Raw genomic sequence first — 16,459 nt, forward strand, 5'->3', positions numbered from 1 at the left:
GCTCAGCTCCGCTTTGCCGGCAGCGCCCACATCAGCCCACGCGTGATGATCGCGGGGAAGACAGTGAGATGATCCTCGTCCTGGATGATCTCCGTGGTCAGCTTCAGGCCGGGATAGTTGTGCGAGCGGAGCGCCTTCTCGAATTCCTGCAGGTCGGCGATCATGTCGAGCTTGCCGCTATAGCGCGGCGAGGCCTTGCTGATCGTCTCGAAGGAAGCGATCGCCATCAGCACATCGGCCTTCAGGTCCTTGTTCGTCTCGGCATAGGTGCGCTCGCGCGCAAGCATCACCTTCTGGTCGTACCAGAGCGAAGGGCTGCCGATGATATAATGCGAGAACATCTTCGGCTCGGTCAGCAGGATGTGGACGCCGAGCAGCCCGCCATAGGAATGGCCGGCAAAGATGCTGCGATTGGTGTCGGTGCGATAGGTCGCGGCAACGAAGGGCATCACCTCGTCGGCAAGAAAGCGGCGATAGGGCTCTGCTTCGCCGAAGATCGGTGTCCGGCCGGATTCGTCCTTCGTCTTTTCGCCATTGGGCGTCGGCGTGTAGTCCCGGCGGCGGCTGAACTGCGGCGTGTCGCCGAGCGCGTAGGAGAGACCGACCAGAATGAACTCTTCCAGCCCCTGGCCGCGATTGCCGACCCGGCGGGCAATGCTGCGCACCAGCGGGAAGGCGTAATCGGCATCGGTGACGAACAGCACGGGAAAGCGCCGGCGTGGCGAGGAGTGATAGGAGACCGGCAGGCTGACATAGATCTCGTAGTCGCGCTGCAGCGTCTTGGCATGGATCGTCCGGACCTCAGTGTCCTTCAGAACGAAGGGCGCCGGACTCGACGGGACCGCAACAGCAGCCGGAGGTTCGGGAGCCGGCTGGGCAACGGCAACGCTGGCGAACCCGAGGGCGGCAAGCAGGACAGGCAGGCGAGGCATTCGCCGGATCTCCGACATGAATGTGCCGGGATCGTGACGGTTCCCGGTCGGTCCGCCAAGAGCTAAAGCATCGGCCCGAAAAGTGGATTGCGGTTTTCGGGAAAGCCGATGCAATCACAGATGGTTAGATCATCGGACCGGATACGATATCCGGTCCGATGATCTAACGCCGCATGGCCGGCGTCTCGATCGGCAGGCCGCGCGCACGCCCGGCAAGATAGAGCTCGAGCGCCAGATATTCCGGCGCGCCGTAGTCGAACTGCGTCGCCCGGACGCCGAGCGAGCAGGCGCGCAAGCGCCGATGCAGCGAACCGACGCCGTCCCATTCCAGCCGATAGGCCGGATAGCCGGTCCCCGCGCCATGGCTGATCGTGTCGCCGCGCAACTTCTGGCCAACCAGCCCGTCATGGCATTGCTTGCAGGAGAGGTTGAGCTGCCCCTGGCGGCGCTCGAAGAAGGCCCTGCCCGCGTCGTAGAAAGGTTGTGCCGGACCGCGGGTCTCGACGTCCATCGGCAAGCCCCGCGACAACGAAGCGACATAGGCCGTCAGCGCCAGAAGCTCACCGCTCTCATAGCCGAAGGCCGGCTGCTTCTGCCGCTCCACGCGGCACTGTTCGATGCGCCCCTCGAGATTCAGGAGCTGCCCGGTGCCGGCATCCACCCGCGGATAATGCGTCGCCGCGCCACGCAGGCTCCTCTCCGGCTCGGCATGGCACTGGCTGCAGGCCTGGCTGGCCCCCGGCTTGCGACTGAAAAGTTCCTGACCCTGCTCGACCCAGAACCAGGCCGGGTTTCGCGTCGGATCATCCTGCTGCCGGCGCAGATCGGGCGACAGGAAGGCGCTCCCCGAGGTGATCTCTTCGCCGCCCGCGGCTGTGCCGAGCGTCGCGATCAGGAGTCCCAAGGCCAGCTTCAACCACATCGCCCGGGCTCACGTCACCGTCAGCCTGGCCGTCCGGGTGAAGACCGCTCCGCCGTCCTCGCGCCATTCGAAGACGATGTCGCCCGTCTCGACCGCGCGCGTCGTGAAGGAGACGAAGGGATTGGCCGAGACCCCCGTATACATGTCGAGCCGGAAGATCGGTTCCCCGGAATAGGTCGCCGTCAGCCGGTTCAGGATTTTCCGCGGAACGGTGCCTCCCTTGCCGTCGGATTGGCCGCCGCGATCCATCGGATGCCGCGTCAGAACGCGGATCTCGATGATCTCGCCGGCGCGAGCTTCCGTCGGCATGCTGATGCGGGCGTTGAATGCCATCGGAGATCTCTCCTCATCCGCCGTCGATGCAGGCGCTCAACGTCACGACGACATCGGCATCGCTCATGAGATAGCCCCCCGTGCTGAGCGCAGCGACGACGGTAACCTTCTGCGAGGTCGCCAGCCGCAAAGTGGTCGCGACCTCGGCGCGGCCGGAGCGGGGGCCAAGATGAAACCGCGCCATGTCCGGGAACGGGTTCTTCTCGGCGATAAGATGAATCCAGCGGACATGGTCCGCCTCCGTCATCGGGCTCTCGACCACGATACTCGTATCGACCGAATTGCCGTTCTCGACGAGCGCCGGAATCTCCAGCGTGATCCTGCCGCGCTCCGGCACCGCGCCATCGGTCAGCCGCGCGATCAGCTCCGGCAGCGCCGGCTGCGTCGCAGCCATCGCCACCTTCGGCAGGCTGGCAAGGCCGATCCCGGCCGCAGCACCGACGACGATGTCACGCCGGCTCGGGGCGGACTCAGAATGTCTTGAGAGTGGCGAGATAGGCAACGACATCCTCGATCTCCTGCTCCGACAGAGCCGGCTTGCCACGATAGACCGGGCCGACATCGTGCAAGCCCTCGGTCCGGTAATAGGGCGGCATCACCGTCTCCGGATTGAGCCGCGATGAATCGACCAGCCTCAGCCTGATCTGCCCGGCGTCGAGCCGGGCCCCGATGCCGGCCAGTGGCGGTCCTATCGCACCCTGGAACGGCTCTGCCGGATCCGCCCCCTGATGACAGATCAGGCAATTGCCGCGCTCCCGGTCGCGCAGGATGGCCTGCCCTCGCGCCACATCGCCGACACGCGCGCCGAGAGCCTTTGGAATCGCGTCCCCGACGACGGCGTAGGGCTCCAGCGCCGCGCCCGGCCGGGAGGAAGCCAGTCCTCCGAGCAGGAGGGCTGTGGCGAAGCCGAGGCGCGTCACACGCCGGGTCCTAGGCCTTCCGCAGATCCATGTTCTTCAGCGGGACCGAGCGCACACGCTTGCCGATCGCCGCGAAGATCGCGTTGAACACCGCCGGGGCGGCAACCGCGATCGTCGGTTCGCCGACGCCACCCCAGAAACCGCCGGACGGAACGATCACCGTCTCGACCACCGGCATCTCATCCAGGCGCAGCACGGTGTAGGTGTCGAAATTCTCCTCGACCATGCGCCCGTCCTTGACCGTGCACTCGCCATAGAGCGCCGCCGAAAGGCCATAGACGAAGGAGCCCTCGACCTGGCGCTCGATCTGGGCCGGGTTGACGGCGTGGCCCGGGTCGGTCGCCGCGACGATACGGTGAATCTTCAGCTTGCCCTCTGCGCTGACCGAAACCTCCGCGACCGCCGCGACATAGGAGCCAAAACCCATGGTCTGGCAGATGCCGCGATAGACCCCGGCCGGCAGGGTCTTGCCCCATTCCGCCTTCTCGGCGACCGCATTGAGAACTGCCAGATGCTTGGGATGGTTCTTCATCAGCGCCCGGCGGAATTCGAGCGGGTCCTTGCCCGCCGCATGGGCGAGCTCGTCCATGAAGCATTCGAGATAGATCGTGTTCTGGTTCAGGTTCACGCCGCGCCAGAAGCCGGGCGGCACATGCGGATTGCGCATCGCATGGTCGATCAGCAGATTCGGGATGCCATATCCGATCGAAGCCTCCGGCCCCGGGGGATTGAGGCCCTGGAAGACGGCGGGGTCACGCCCGTTCTGGATGTTCTGCGGGAAGATGCCGGCAACGATCGACTGGCCGGAAATGCGCATGTGCAGCCCGGTCAGATTGCCATCCTTGTCGAGCCCGCCGGTCAGTTTGCACTGCGTCACCGGGTGGTAGCGGCCATGCAGCATGTCCTCCTCGCGCGACCAGACAAGCTTGATCGGCGTGCCGGGAATCTGCTTGGCGATGGCAACCACTTGCCTGACCCAGTCATGCACCGCGCCGCGCCGGCCAAACCCGCCGCCAAGATCGATCTTGTAGGCCTCGCATTTGGCGATCGGCAGTCCCGAGGCTTCGGACGCCGCAGCCAGTGCCGCCTCCCCGTTCTGGGTCGGGGTCCAGACCTCGCAGCGCTCCGGCGTGTAGCGCGCCGTCGCGTTCATCGGCTCCATCGTGGCGTGGTTCTGGAAGGGGTAGGAATAGACCGACTCGACGACACGCGCCGCCTTGGCGATCGCAGCCTTCGCGTCTCCGACCTGGTTACCGATGACGGCTTCGGGCGCATCGAGACCTTCCTTGAGCCAAGCAGCGATGCTCTCGCTCGAGACCTTGGCATTCTCGCCATTGTCCCACTCGATCGGCAGCGCATCGAGTGCCGTCTTCGCCTGCCACCAGGTCTCGGCGACGACGGCGACGGCCGTCTCGCCCACCGGCACGACATGCGTCACACCCGGCATGGCCTTGACCTTGGCAGCGTCGAAACTCTTCACCTTGCCGCCGAAGACCGGGCAGTCCTTGATTGCGGCATTGAGCATGCCGGGCATCTTCAGATCGATGCCGTAGATCTTGGCGCCATTGGTCTTGTCGACCGTGTCGAGCCGCTTCAGCGGCTTGCCGGCAATCGTCCAGTCCTTCGGATCCTTGAGCGGAACATCCTTGGGAGCCTCGAGCTTCGACGCCGCCTCGGCGACCTGCCCATATCGCAGCGAGCGGCCGGAAGCCTTGTGCGTGATGATGCTCTTCTCGGCGGAGCACTCCGCCGCCGGCACGCTCCACTGGTTCGCGGCAGCCCGGATCAGCATCATTCGCGCCGCCGCGCCGCCCTTGCGGACATACTCATGCGATTCCCGGATGCCACGGCTGCCACCCGTCGAAAAATTGCCCCAGACGCGGTTGCGCGCGACGTTCTGGCCCGGCGTCGGATATTCGGTCGTCACCCTGGCCCAGTCGCAGTTCAGTTCCTCGGCGACGAGCTGGGCGAGCCCCGTCAGCGTCCCCTGCCCCATTTCGGAGCGGGCGATGCGGATCACCACCTTGTCGTCGGGATGGACCACCACCCACGCATTGATTTCCTTGACGGCCCCCTGCGCCATCGCCTCGCCAGCGAACGGTATGGCAAAGCCGAAGGTGAAGGCCCCGGCCGCCGCAGCGGAGCCGGCGAGCATGGTGCGGCGGGACAGGGTCGCAGATGTGTCAGCCGAGGCAGAAATCATATCGTTCTCCAGATTCCGTTAGGGAAGCAGGGGAGCAAGGGCACCTGGCCCGTCGCGCTCGACCCTACCCAGGCGAAACGTGAAACATGCGGACCGACGCTCAGCCGGGCCGACGCGAAGAGGCTTAGCCCCGGCCGAGCGTGCCGCTGGCCGCCACATCCAGGATTGCCGCCTTGACCCGCGTATAGGTGCCGCAACGGCAGATATTGGTCATTTCATTGGCGATATCGGCGTCGCTCGGCTTGGGATTGGCCTGGAGGAGCGCAGCAGCGGCCATGATCATACCGCTCTGGCAGTAGCCGCATTGCGGAACATCATGAGCGATCCAGGCTTTCTGCACCGGATGCKATCCATCCGGCGAAAGCCCTTCGATGGTGACGATCTTCTGTTCCGCCGAAACGGCACTCACGGGGAGAGCGCAGGAGCGCGCCGCGACCCCGTCGATATGCACGGTACAGGCACCGCATTGCGCGACGCCGCAGCCATATTTCGTTCCGGTCAGGCCGATCTTTTCGCGTATCACCCAAAGYAGCGGCGTGTCGCCATCGACCGCCACATCCACCACTTTGCCGTTTATGCTCAGCTTCGCCACCGCAACCTCCCGGTTCGATTTCAGAAGAGTGGCGAGAGAGCCAGCGCGCCTCGCCAGGAGTCCACCGTGCCAACGGGCACGCGGACAGATTGTATTTAGATGAGATTGAAATCCAGAAAGCGACCTTGAGCCAATGCCAAAAGTGCGAGCGCCGCGCCCGTATCCCAGACGCTCCGCTCCGGGATGACCTGTACGATCCCAGCAGGATCGACCCAAAAATGCGCAATCAGCCCCCTGATCGCCATGATCACGTCCTGATTATCGACGATCAGGGCAATCCTCGCATTTCGCTGACTGCTCCATTTCTCACATCAATGTGATGAATCAGGCGCCAGTTCGGCATTCCCAGCAACAAGGTGCCGTCCTTGCCCCATCCGACGCATTTTCCGATCTCGCCTTGCCTTACGCAGCTGGAGAGGGCGAGGTGCGGCATCGCGTCGAATCAGCCTGAACGAGCCAGGATCGCCATGACGGCCCGCGCCATACGAGAGGTTTCCATCGCCACGGCGTGGCGCGCCGCACTGGCAGCGCTTGGGCTTCTGGCCATAGCCCTGATCTTTGCCGCACAGAGCTGGGCCCAGGCTCCCGATCCGGCCCCGGCCAGGACGCGTCTCGACGCAGCGCGTGCCGAACTCGCCCAGATCGAGACCCTCTTCGCCAATCCGAATGCGACCGATGCCGAGCTGCAGCGCCACCGGCTCAGGCTGCAGCCTCTGCTCGAACAGCTCCGCCATATCACCGAGGAACAGGCTCCGAAGACCGAGCAGGCCAAGTTGCGCATCGAGCAGCTTGGCCCGAAGCCCGACGCAAAGGCGCCGGCCGAATCCGCCGAAGTCGTCCGAGAGCGCGAAACGCGAGAGAAGGCGTTTGCCGACGCTGACGAGACTTTGAAGATCTCGCGCTCGGCCCTTCTCCAGGCAGAACAGCTTCTGGCCAGCATCGGCGACCGGCGCCGCGACCTCTTCGCCAAGGCCTTGTTCGCGCCGGGGCCCGCCATCGTCAACCCGGAGCTCTGGGGCGCAGCACTGTCGACCTCGCCGGAGGACATGCGCGCGTCCGGCCTGATCTTCGGGGACTGGCTCTCCGTCGTCGTCGAAGCATCCAGCACGGCCCGCGGAGCGCTTGTCGCTGTCGCCCTCCTCGGCGCGATCCTGCTCTACGTCGCCCGTGCACGCTACCTGCCGCGCTTTGCGGAACGGCTCGATCCAACAGGCGATACCAACAGCTTGCGCTGCCTTCACGTCGCGCTCGCCCATATCGTGGCCGGTGCGGCCCCACCGGCGCTCGCAAGCTGGTTGATCTACGCCGCGCTCAAAACTGCGGGCCTCCTGCCGCCACGCATCCAGCCGGTCATCTGGGCGATCGTCGTCGGGCTCGCGATCTTCGCTTTCGTCCAGGCATTGGCCGACGCGCTGTTTGCTCCCAACAAGCCGCAGCGGCGCCTTGTCAGCGTCATGGACTCGACGGCCCGGACCGTGGTCTGGATCGCGGCGTCGCTCGCGCTCGTTGTATCGACCGGCAAGGTGCTCGAGGCCTGGCTCCAGGCCATCGCCGCCAGCCTGGCATCGTCGATTGTCGTCCGCGGCGTGGTTGTGCTCGTCTTCGCGGYGGTCCTGATCGCCGGGCTTTACCAGCTTCGCGACGACAAGGAAGTCGAGGAGGAGGCCTGTCTCGGCCCCTATGTGGCAGTCGATGGCGCCTCGCTCGGGCCGATCCGCATCTTCGGCTGGATCGTCGGCCTCGTCATCGCATTGGCTGCATTGACGGGCTATGTCGTCTTCGCCTCCTTCCTGACCGAGCAGGTGCTCTGGCTCGGCATTCTCGCCTGCCTGTTCGTCCTTGCCTACCAGCTGCTCGATCTCGGCATCAGCGAGCTCTTGACCGGCAACGGACATTTCGCGCTGACCCTGAAGGCCGGCGTCGGCATCCGGGGCTCGGCGCTGCAGAAGATCGCCGTCATCGTCACCGGGCTGCTCAAGCTCGTGCTGATCGTGGTGACGTTGATGCTCGCGCTGGCCCCCTGGGGCCTGGAATCGGTCGATTTCCTGACATCGCTGCGCGCCGCCTTCTTCGGTTTCCAGGTCGGCGGCGTCACGATCTCGCTGTCCTCGATCATCGTCTCCGGGTTGCTCTTCGCGCTCGCCCTGACGGCGACACGCGGCGCCCAGGGCTGGCTTGAAGGCAAGTTCCTGCCGACGACGCAGCTCGATACCGGTTTGCGCAACTCGATCATCACCGCCGCCGGCTATCTCGGCTATGCCGCAGCCGTCGCGCTCTCCGTCTCTGCGCTGGGTCTCAGCCTCGAACGCCTGACCCTCGTCGCCAGCGCCCTCTCCGTCGGTATCGGTTTTGGCCTGCAGTCCGTGGTCTCGAATTTCGTCTCGGGGCTGATCCTGCTGTGGGAGCGCCCGATCCGGGTCGGCGATCAGGTCGTGGTCGGCGACGCGGAAGGCATCGTCAAGCGCATCAATGTCCGCTCGACCGAGATCGCGACCTTCGATCGCTCGACCGTGATCGTGCCGAACTCCAACCTCGTCTCGGGTGTGGTCAGGAACCGGGTGCGCGCCGATCGCACCGGCCGCTCGCTGATCTCGATCACCGTGCCCAGGAGTTTGGACGCGTCCGACGTGCGCACGATGCTCRCCGAGGCCGCCCACTCCCATGGCGACGTGTTACAGAAGCCGCCGCCAACCGTGCAGTTCAAGAAGATCGGCACCTCGACGATGGATTTCGACCTGATCTGCGTCGTCGCGGATGTCGACATCGTCGGCCGCGTCACCAGCGATCTCAACTTCGCCATTCACAAGCGCCTGACCGAAATGGAAGGGCCGGCAGCCGGCGCAGAGCTGCTCGTCAAGGGCCTCGACGGAATCGAACAATCGCTCGGAGACATCGCCGCCGCCGTCGGGCGCGAAACAAAGCCTTCGCATCGCAAGAAAGCCGTAACCACCGCGCGCGCATCAAGGCCCCGCCTCCTCAACGGTGAGACGGGGGAGGAGGAGGAGCCGGAGGAGCAGGTGCGGCGCGAAACCACGCACGCGCCCGAGCCGGCCAAGGATGCGTCCAAGGACGACAGCAAGGAATGATGYGATGCCCAAGCCTTTCCGTGCAGCCGCCGTGGCGCACCGAACCGTGACCTGCCCCGCCCTCGTCGCCGGTGCGCTCGCCGTCTTCGGCATTGCCGGCTGCACCGAGCCTGCCCGGACCAGCCAGCCCGCTTTCTACCGCGATCTCGGCTCGCCCTCGGCCCGGGTCGATGCAAATGAGGCGCGCGCCATGATCTCGGCCTACCGGATGAACCACGGGCTCGGCACGCTGAAACTTGATCCGGCCCTGGTCGAGGCTGCCGAGCAGGAGGCCGGCGCCATGGCCGCGGCCGACAAGCCAGTCCAGGCCGAAGCCGTCAAGGCGCGGCTGGCGCGGGCCGGCCAGCCGGGAGCGGAAGCCAATCTGTCCGCCGGCTATCGGCGGTTGGCCGAAGCTTTCTCGGGCTGGCGCGACTCGCCGCAGCACGACCGTGTCATGAAGACGCCGGGCGCCACCCGCATGGGCATTGCCACCGCCTATGCGCCGGGCTCGAAATATCAGGTCTACTGGGCACTGATCCTCGCCCCCTGAGGCAAKGCTGACGCGCTGAGACGAAGCTGCCTCAGGGTTTCGCGCCGAAGGGCAGCGGCGGTGCATCCGCCTTGAGGACGATCCCGACACGGCGGTTATAGGCGAGATAAGGATTGTCCTTGATCAGCGGCTCGGTGTCGCCCTTGCCGGTGACGGAGGCGAAGCGGTCATCCGGGACACCCGTATTGCTGAGGATCTCGCGGACCGCCGCGGCACGCGCCACGGAGAGCTCCCAGGGATTGCCTTCCGGGGCCGCTCCGGGACGTGGCGCCGCCGTATGGCCCGTGATCGCGATCTTGTTGGACATCCGCCGCAGCGTCGGGGCGACGGCCGCGAGCAGCTTGCGCATGCGCTCGTTCGGCTGCGCCGAGCCCTCGGCAAACATCGCCCGCCCATCCTGATCGACGAGCTGGATATCGATGCCCGCCTCGGAAACCTCCACCAGGATGTTACGCGAGAGCTCGGCGATCTCCGGCATCTCGCGCAGGGCCTGCCGGAGCGAGGCGGCCGCGAGCGCAAAGCCACGGTCATGCGTCGCCGAGACCAGGCCGTCTTCCTTCTGCTGGTTGTGGTTGGGCGCTGTCGTGTCGGACGCATCGCTGAGCGGCCGGATATAGGCGTTCTTGATATGGGTCTTGGTCGGGATGCCGTCGACCTCGACGATGCCGGCGAGCCGCATGTCGGTCTGTGTGCCGAAAGCCTCGCGCATCGAGCCCGCGACGATCTGGAGCTTGTTCTTGTCCTGGCTCGAATAGGCCGCGACCATGACGAAGAACGCCATCAGCAGCGCCATCAGATCGGCGAAGGTCACGAACCAGCCGTGACCGCCATGGCCGCCGCGATTTTTCTTCGCCATCGCTCAGGTTTCCGTCAGGCCGCTTGGGCCATCTCGGCCCGATGATGGTCGGGGAGATAGGCGAGCAGCATTTCGCGCACCAGCGTCGCGCTCTTGGCATCGCGCATCTGCAGGACGCCGTCGATGATCAGCGTGCGCGAGATCTCTTCTTCCTCGAGCTTGATATGCAGCTTGTCGGCGATTGGCAGCGTGAACATGTTCGCGACCATCGCTCCATAGAGCGTCGCGAGCAGCGCCGTCGCCATGGCGGGGCCAAGCTTGGACGGGTCGCTCATATTGGCGAACATCGTCACCATGCCGAGAATCGTGCCGATCATGCCCCAGGCCGGGGCGCAGTCGCCGATGGCGCGATAGACCTTCGAACCCTCGTCGAGCCGCTGCAGGAAGTTGTCGCGGTCACGCTCCATCGTGTCGCGGATGAACTCCTTGTCATAGCCGTCGGCGATGTAGCGCAGGCCCTGGGCCAGGAACGGATCGGAGACCTCGACGTTTTCCAGCGCGACAGGGCCGCTCTTGCGGGCGATCTCGGCGACGCGCGTGATCTCGTCGATCAACTCGCGCGGATGGATCGAGCGCATCGTGAAGGCGAAACGGAAGCCCATCGGAATGCCATGGGCAATCACGGTGAACGGGAAGCGCAGCATGGTCGCGGCCGAGGCACCACCGAAGATGATGATCGCGGCGTGCTTATCCCAATAGGCGGCGAAATTGCCACCATCGATCATGATCAGCGAAATGATTGTCGCGATACCGCCCAGAATGCCGACGCCGGTTGCGATATCCATTTAAGCCATCCTGATCCACGCAGATCCAGCACCCGCGCAGCGCCCTGTCTTGGCAGTCTGGTAACCATAGCGGGAGCGGTTTGAACGAAGCGTTAAGCTTGAGCACTTGCTCAGGCCCGCGGCTCGGATAATGCTCCGCGGATGTCCTTGTTTGCGCTCTATGCCCGCGTCCTCGGCGAACTCGGCCCCGAAAAGCGGCTGGGGCTGATCCTTGCGCTCGCCAATATCCTGCTGGCGGCCGCAGCCTTCGCCGAGCCGATTCTGTTCGGCACGCTGATCGACAGGTTGACCAGCATCCAGAGCTCCGGCCAGCGACCAAACTGGAGCGACATCAATGTCCTGATCGCGGCTTGGGTCGGCTTCGGGCTCTTCAATATCGGAGCCAGCGTTTTCGTCGCCCTCCATGCCGACCGGCTGGCCCATCGCCGCCGCCTCGCCGTGATGGCCGACTATTTCGAGCATGCCCTGACCCTGCCGCTGGCCTACCACACCCAGACTCATTCCGGCCGGGTGCTCAAGGTGATGCTGGAAGGCACCAGCGGCATGTGGGCGCTATGGCTCTCCTTCTTCCGCGAACACTGCGCCAGCTTCGTCGCGCTCTTCATCCTGCTGCCCTTCACCCTCTGGAAGAACTGGCAGCTCGGGCTGCTGCTGATCAGCCTCGTCGTGCTCTTTGGCACGCTGACGGCCTTCGTGCTGCGCAAGACCGAAAAGCTCCAGAGCAATGTCGAAGGTTACCACTCCAACCTTGCCGAACGCGCCTCGGACGCGCTCGGCAATGTCCCGGTGATCCAGAGCTTCACCCGCATCGAAGCGGAGGTACGCGGCCTGCGCTCCACCATCGCCAGCCTGCTGGAGGCGCAGCTTCCGGTGCTGTCCTGGTKGGCGATCGCGACGGTGGCAACCCGCGCCTCGGCAACGCTCACCGTGCTGGCGATCTTCGTCGTCGGCACCTGGCTCCTGATGATGGGGCAGACAACCGTCGGTGAAATCGTCACCTTCATGGGCTTCGCCACCATGCTGGTCGGCCGGCTTGAGCAGATCGTCTCCTTCGTGAACTTCATCTTCATGCAGGCGCCGAAGATGCGCGAATTCTTCGGGGTGCTCGACACCATGCCGGCCGTGCGCGATCTCCCGGGCGCGCCCGATGTCGGCCGCCTCGAGGGCCGCATCACCTTCGATGACGTTTCGTTCTCCTATGACGGCAAGCGCGCGGCGGTCGCCGACGTGTCCTTCGCCGTCGAGCCCGGCGAGACCATCGCCATTGTCGGCTCGACCGGCTCCGGCAAGTCGACCACGCTCGGCCTGCTGCACCGCGCCTTCGATCCGCAATCCGGCCGTATCCTCGCCGATGGCAGTGATATTCGGGACATCTCGCTGCTCAGCCTGCGCCGCAATATCGGCGTCGTCTTTCAGGAGCCGATGCTCTTCGCTCGCTCGATCCGCGAGAATCTCACCGTCGGCAAGCCCGACGCGACCGATGCCGAGATGCTTGAGGCGCTCGACCGGGCCCAGGCGACCGAAGTCATGGCGCGCCAGACCGACGGGCTCGACACCCTGGTTGGCGAACGCGGCCGCACGCTGTCTGGCGGCGAGCGCCAGCGCCTTTCGATCGCGCGCGCGCTCCTCAAGAACCCACCGATCCTGATTCTCGACGAAGCCACCTCCGCGCTCGACGCTGCCACGGAAGTGAAGCTCCAGAAGGCGCTCGACGAGGTGATGAAGGGCCGCACGACTTTCGTCATTGCGCACCGCCTGGCCACCATCCGCAACGCCAACCGGATTCTCGTTTTCGAGCAGGGCCGCGTCATCGAGATGGGCTCCTTCGACGAACTCGTCGCCAGGGGCGGACGCTTCGCCGCGCTCGCGCGGGCGCAGTATCTCGTCACCGACAAGCCGGTCGCGATGCTGGCAGAGGACGCGGTCAGCCCGCTCGCCCAGAAGCTCGCCGCCGATTGACCGCGTGCTGCACCGGACGGCCTTGGATCATCGGCTGTGCCGAAAACCGCAATCCATTGTTCGAGCCGATGCCTTAGATCATCGGACCGGATATCGTATCCAGTCCGATGATCTAACCCTTTGTCTTTGCATCGGCTTTTCCGAAAACCGCAATCCACTTTTCGGGCCGATGCCTTAGCGCGGCCTCTCCTTGTCCGGTTCGTGATGCAGACAGGGATCGAGCTTCACATGGTTGGGTCCGACCCGTTCGAAGCTGCCGCTGGCCACGACCCGGTCGCCGAGCTTGCTGCCATTCTCGGCATAGGTGACGCACAGAACCTGCGGATCCGGCGCATGACAGAGCGCGAGATAGACCAGCGCCCCGTCGAAGCGGACCATGGTCAACTCTCCCTCGAACGAAGGAGACGCTTGGTCATGCCCCAGCTGTCGCGCGGGTTTGCGGCGGGATTGCGAACGGGTTGCCGCGATAACCCTGGAGGTAATCGACTTCATTCCATCTGCAGGCGAAGGTCGCGACATCGGCAGACCAGCCCGGCTGACAACGAAGGGGATTTCACGATGAAGACCTACGCCATGGCCCACCTCACCCACGTCGCTCTGGGACCTGAGATCATTGGCTATCTCGAAGGTATCGATGCGACGCTGGCACCGTTCCAGGGGCGCTTCATCATCCATGGCGATCCGCCGGAGCTGCTGGAGGGCAGCTGGTCGGGCGACCTGATCGTGATCGAGTTCCCGAACCGTGCGGCCGCGAAGGCCTGGTACGAATCAGAGGCCTATCAGGCTATCCTGCCCTTGCGCATGCGCAATTCGTCCGGCGCGGTCTTTTTCATCGATGGTGTTTCGTCCGACCATCTGGCGACGGATGTGCTACGCCGACAGTGAATACTTGCGAATGAGGCGCGGCGGAGCCAACGATCCTCCGACGCCGCGCGTATATCCCTCGGTCCATCGCCCGGCGTCCTCGCCGGGCGATGTCTCGTTTGTCGTCCGCCCGCCACAAGGATGGGGTCTGTCTTTGACCAGCATGATCATCCGCCTCATCTGCGCCTGGGCCTCKGTCCTTGCTTATCTGTTCTTCGGCAAGACGATTCTCGGGCAGCTTGGCTCCCCCGTCCTGTCCATGCTGATCTTTGCCTGGTTGCTCGGCATCATCGCCTGGTCGGCGATCGGCGTCGTGCATGAGGCGGAGGAACTGGCGCACAGGCTGGGCGAACCCTATGGCACGCTGATCCTGACGCTCTCGATCGTCATCATCGAGGTGGCGCTGATCGGGGCCGTGATGCTCGGGGCAACCGGGGCGCCGACACTTGGCCGCGACACGATGTTCGCCGTGCTGATGATCGTGCTCAACGGCGTCGTCGGCATCGGGCTGATCTTCGGCGGCCTGCGCCATTTCCAGCAGAGCTACAATCTGCAAGGTGCCACCGCCTATCTGGTCGTGATCATCCCGCTGACGGTCATCGCGCTGGTTCTGCCGAATTTCACCACCTCGACCAGCGACGGCACGCTGACCAACGTGCAGGCCATCTGCTTCTCGCTGTTCACCCTGGCGCTCTACGCGGCCTTCCTGATCCGGCGTCGGGCACGCCGCGTCCGGGAGCATCCTGCCCAATATCGGGCTGCTCCTGGCCAATATCCTGCCGATCGTCATCCTGGCGAAGAGCCTGGCGGCCGTGCTCGATTTCGGCATCGCCAAGCTCGACGCCCCCCCGGCGCTCGGCGGCATCCTGATCGCGATGGTCGTCTTCACGCCGGAATGCATTACGGCCCTGCGCGCGATCAATGCCAACCAGCTCCAGCGCGCGATCAATCTGTGCCTGGGTGCGGCAGCCTCGACGCTTGGCCTGACGGTGCCTGCCGTGCTGGGCATCGGCCTTCTCACCGGCCAGCCGGTCACGCTCGGCCTGTCGGCCACCAATATGGTCATCCTGGCGATGACGCTGATGCTGAGCACGCTGACTTTCACCGGCTCACGCACGACGATGCTGGAAGGCGCCGTGCATCTCTGCGTCTTCTTCGTCTTCCTGGTGCTAGTGTTCAGCCCGTAGCGGCGAGGGCAAGCGCCAGGGGGGTGATCCGGAGCGAGGTCACGCGGTTGCGGCTCTTGCGCACCACTTCGAACTTGAAGCCGTGGAAGGTGAAGGCCTGCCCGGCCTCGGGGATGGTGCGGGCCTCGTGAATGACGAGGCCGGCAATCGTTGTCGCCTCCTCGTCGGGCAGGTCCCAGTCCATCGCGCGGTTCAGGTCCCGGATCGGCACTCCGCCATCAACGACCACCGACCCATCCACCTGCTGGCGCAGGCCCGGCACCGCGATGTCATGTTCGTCGCGGATATCGCCGACGATTTCCTCGAGGATATCCTCGAGCGTCACCAGCCCCATCACCTCGCCATACTCGTCGACGACAAGCGCGAAATGGGTCTTGCGCGCCAGGAAGGCCTTGAGCTGATCAGGCAGCGAGGTCGTGACCGGGGTGAACCAGGGCGCGAGGGCGATCTGCGCCACGTCGAGCTTGCCGGCATCCCCGCCGGCAGCATCGAGCGCCCGCAGCAGGTCCTTGGCGTGCAGGATGCCGACAATGTTCTCCGGCTTGTCGCGCCAGAGCGGCATCCGCGTATAGGGCGAGGCCAGGACCTCGCGCACGATCGCTTCCGGTCCGATATCGAGATTGATCGTCCGCATCTTGGTGCGGTGGATCATCACGTCCTCGACGCCGAGCTCCTTCAGGTCGAGCAGCCCGCCGAGCATGTCGCGATCGGCCTTCTTGACCGCCCCCTCCTGGTGCATCAGGTCGACCTGACCACGCAGCTCTTCATTCGGTGAAAGGATCGACTGGTTCTCGTCGATACGGATGCCGAAGAGGCGCAGGAAGCGCCGAACAAACCATTCGATCGCCAGTGTCAGCGGGCCCAGCACGGCAACGACCCAGGCCACCGGCCGCGCCAGCCGCAGCGCCGCCTGGTCGGGCTTCGCGATCGCCGCTGTCTTCGGCATGATCTCCGCGAAGATGATCACGAGGACCGACATCACGGCCGTCGCATAGATCACCCCGGCATTGCCGAAGGCCGCGACCAGCACGCTGGTGGCGAAGGCCGAGGCACCGATATTGACGACATTGTTGCCGATCAGCATGGCGCCGATCAGCCGCTCCCGCGTCGCCAGCAGCCGCATCGCGATGCCGGCCCGTCGGCTTCCCGCCTTCTCCAGCGCGGCGATCCGGGCTTTCGAGGCAGCCGTCAGCGCCGTCTCGCTGCCCGAGAAGAAGGCTGATAGCAACAGGCAGATCAGGACGATCAGCGCGGCCAGCCAGGGGTTGATGTTCTCGAGCATGGTCCC

17 protein-coding genes and 1 pseudogene are annotated in these 16,459 nt (G+C 65.0%); 6 read left to right on the top strand and 12 right to left on the bottom strand.

The genetic code is table 11. The features are described 5' to 3' along the window. Positions 1-2: 2 nt before the first annotated feature. The 8 genes from AC1DRP_RS20870 to AC1DRP_RS20905 form a co-directional block, all read right to left on the bottom strand. Entirely contained in the window at positions 3-932 is a 930-nt protein-coding gene (locus AC1DRP_RS20870; RefSeq protein WP_441505707.1) for an alpha/beta hydrolase, read from the bottom strand. A 163-nt stretch (positions 933-1,095) separates the two neighbouring features. Then, positions 1,096-1,854: a sulfur oxidation c-type cytochrome SoxA gene (soxA, locus tag AC1DRP_RS20875; RefSeq protein ID WP_441505708.1), complete on the bottom strand. Its 759-nt coding sequence runs from the start codon at positions 1,852-1,854 to the stop codon at positions 1,096-1,098. 9 nt (positions 1,855-1,863) lie between these two features. Continuing rightward, a complete protein-coding gene (locus tag AC1DRP_RS20880) occupies positions 1,864-2,187 on the bottom strand; it encodes a thiosulfate oxidation carrier complex protein SoxZ (protein ID WP_069878835.1) in 324 nt (107 codons plus the stop codon). Between the two features lie 13 nt (positions 2,188-2,200). Next, positions 2,201-2,695, bottom strand: a complete 495-nt coding sequence (locus AC1DRP_RS20885) for a thiosulfate oxidation carrier protein SoxY (RefSeq protein WP_441505709.1) — start codon at positions 2,693-2,695, stop codon at positions 2,201-2,203. Beyond that, entirely contained in the window at positions 2,658-3,107 is a 450-nt protein-coding gene (gene soxX, locus AC1DRP_RS20890; RefSeq protein ID WP_441505710.1) for a sulfur oxidation c-type cytochrome SoxX, read from the bottom strand. The genes AC1DRP_RS20885 and soxX overlap by 38 nt, the downstream gene beginning before the upstream one ends. Before the next feature lie 10 nt (positions 3,108-3,117). Continuing rightward, a complete protein-coding gene (locus tag AC1DRP_RS20895) occupies positions 3,118-5,310 on the bottom strand; it encodes a xanthine dehydrogenase family protein molybdopterin-binding subunit (protein WP_441505711.1) in 2,193 nt (730 codons plus the stop codon). Between the two features lie 124 nt (positions 5,311-5,434). Continuing rightward, the gene (locus AC1DRP_RS20900; protein ID WP_476769434.1) at positions 5,435-5,902 is read right to left on the bottom strand and encodes a (2Fe-2S)-binding protein; all 468 of its coding nucleotides are present in this window, start codon (positions 5,900-5,902) and stop codon (positions 5,435-5,437) included. A 95-nt stretch (positions 5,903-5,997) separates the two neighbouring features. Beyond that, on the bottom strand, positions 5,998-6,147 hold the full coding sequence (locus AC1DRP_RS20905; RefSeq protein ID WP_441505713.1) for a hypothetical protein: 150 nt from the start codon (positions 6,145-6,147) through the stop codon (positions 5,998-6,000). Positions 6,148-6,369: 222 nt separating this feature from the next. On the opposite strand from AC1DRP_RS20905, the gene AC1DRP_RS20910 reads away from it, so the two are divergent. Continuing rightward, the gene (locus AC1DRP_RS20910) at positions 6,370-8,988 is read left to right on the top strand and encodes a DUF3772 domain-containing protein (protein WP_476769435.1); all 2,619 of its coding nucleotides are present in this window, start codon (positions 6,370-6,372) and stop codon (positions 8,986-8,988) included. A gap of 4 nt (positions 8,989-8,992) precedes the next feature. Next, positions 8,993-9,520, top strand: a complete 528-nt coding sequence (locus tag AC1DRP_RS20915; protein WP_441492521.1) for a CAP domain-containing protein — start codon at positions 8,993-8,995, stop codon at positions 9,518-9,520. A gap of 31 nt (positions 9,521-9,551) precedes the next feature. On the opposite strand, the gene AC1DRP_RS20920 is transcribed toward AC1DRP_RS20915, so the two are convergent. Then, complete coding sequence (locus AC1DRP_RS20920; RefSeq protein ID WP_441492520.1) at positions 9,552-10,376, bottom strand: OmpA/MotB family protein; 825 nt, start codon at positions 10,374-10,376, stop codon at positions 9,552-9,554. 14 nt (positions 10,377-10,390) lie between these two features. Next, positions 10,391-11,161, bottom strand: a complete 771-nt coding sequence (locus tag AC1DRP_RS20925) for a motility protein A (RefSeq protein ID WP_441505715.1) — start codon at positions 11,159-11,161, stop codon at positions 10,391-10,393. A gap of 141 nt (positions 11,162-11,302) precedes the next feature. Between AC1DRP_RS20925 and AC1DRP_RS20930 the strand changes: the two genes are divergently transcribed. Then, positions 11,303-13,120, top strand: a complete 1,818-nt coding sequence (locus tag AC1DRP_RS20930) for a glucan ABC transporter ATP-binding protein/ permease (RefSeq protein ID WP_476769436.1) — start codon at positions 11,303-11,305, stop codon at positions 13,118-13,120. A 174-nt stretch (positions 13,121-13,294) separates the two neighbouring features. Here the strand turns inward: AC1DRP_RS20930 and AC1DRP_RS20935 are convergent, their stop codons facing one another. Continuing rightward, the gene (locus tag AC1DRP_RS20935) at positions 13,295-13,498 is read right to left on the bottom strand and encodes a hypothetical protein (RefSeq protein WP_476769437.1); all 204 of its coding nucleotides are present in this window, start codon (positions 13,496-13,498) and stop codon (positions 13,295-13,297) included. Between the two features lie 180 nt (positions 13,499-13,678). On the opposite strand from AC1DRP_RS20935, the gene AC1DRP_RS20940 reads away from it, so the two are divergent. The 3 genes and pseudogenes from AC1DRP_RS20940 (at position 13,679) to AC1DRP_RS20950 (ending at position 15,171) form a co-directional block, all read left to right on the top strand. Continuing rightward, positions 13,679-14,005 carry a DUF1330 domain-containing protein gene (locus tag AC1DRP_RS20940; RefSeq protein WP_441505717.1) on the top strand — a complete coding sequence of 109 codons (327 nt, stop codon included), beginning with the start codon at positions 13,679-13,681 and terminating at the stop codon, positions 14,003-14,005. Between the two features lie 238 nt (positions 14,006-14,243). Continuing rightward, positions 14,244-14,636, top strand: a pseudogene (locus AC1DRP_RS20945) (calcium:cation antiporter); the annotation flags it as partial. 160 nt (positions 14,637-14,796) lie between these two features. Further along, positions 14,797-15,171 (top strand): hypothetical protein, encoded by a 375-nt coding sequence (locus AC1DRP_RS20950; protein ID WP_476769438.1) that lies wholly within the window; start codon positions 14,797-14,799, stop codon positions 15,169-15,171. On the opposite strand, the gene AC1DRP_RS20955 is transcribed toward AC1DRP_RS20950, so the two are convergent. Then, complete coding sequence (locus AC1DRP_RS20955; protein ID WP_441492515.1) at positions 15,161-16,453, bottom strand: HlyC/CorC family transporter; 1,293 nt, start codon at positions 16,451-16,453, stop codon at positions 15,161-15,163. The two genes, AC1DRP_RS20950 and AC1DRP_RS20955, sit on opposite strands and share 11 nt — an antisense overlap. Positions 16,454-16,459: the final 6 nt, after the last annotated feature.

This window comes from Allobosea sp. 01N443 (assembly GCF_056399325.1).

Bases quoted from the DNA above. Each gene is read 5' to 3' on its own strand.
- soxA (WP_441505708.1), bottom strand. From the start codon at position 1,854: ATGTGGTTGAAGCTGGCCTTGGGACTCCTGATCGCGACGCTCGGCACA.
- AC1DRP_RS20905 (WP_441505713.1), bottom strand. From the start codon at position 6,147: ATGGCGATCAGGGGGCTGATTGCGCATTTTTGGGTCGATCCTGCTGGG.
- AC1DRP_RS20880 (WP_069878835.1), bottom strand. From the start codon at position 2,187: ATGGCATTCAACGCCCGCATCAGCATGCCGACGGAAGCTCGCGCCGGC.
- AC1DRP_RS20895 (WP_441505711.1), bottom strand. From the start codon at position 5,310: ATGATTTCTGCCTCGGCTGACACATCTGCGACCCTGTCCCGCCGCACC.
- AC1DRP_RS20885 (WP_441505709.1), bottom strand. From the start codon at position 2,695: ATGTCGTTGCCTATCTCGCCACTCTCAAGACATTCTGAGTCCGCCCCG.
- AC1DRP_RS20940 (WP_441505717.1), top strand. From the start codon at position 13,679: ATGAAGACCTACGCCATGGCCCACCTCACCCACGTCGCTCTGGGACCT.
- AC1DRP_RS20925 (WP_441505715.1), bottom strand. From the start codon at position 11,161: ATGGATATCGCAACCGGCGTCGGCATTCTGGGCGGTATCGCGACAATC.
- AC1DRP_RS20915 (WP_441492521.1), top strand. From the start codon at position 8,993: ATGCCCAAGCCTTTCCGTGCAGCCGCCGTGGCGCACCGAACCGTGACC.
- AC1DRP_RS20935 (WP_476769437.1), bottom strand. From the start codon at position 13,498: ATGGTCCGCTTCGACGGGGCGCTGGTCTATCTCGCGCTCTGTCATGCG.
- AC1DRP_RS20870 (WP_441505707.1), bottom strand. From the start codon at position 932: ATGCCTCGCCTGCCTGTCCTGCTTGCCGCCCTCGGGTTCGCCAGCGTT.
- AC1DRP_RS20920 (WP_441492520.1), bottom strand. From the start codon at position 10,376: ATGGCGAAGAAAAATCGCGGCGGCCATGGCGGTCACGGCTGGTTCGTG.
- AC1DRP_RS20955 (WP_441492515.1), bottom strand. From the start codon at position 16,453: ATGCTCGAGAACATCAACCCCTGGCTGGCCGCGCTGATCGTCCTGATC.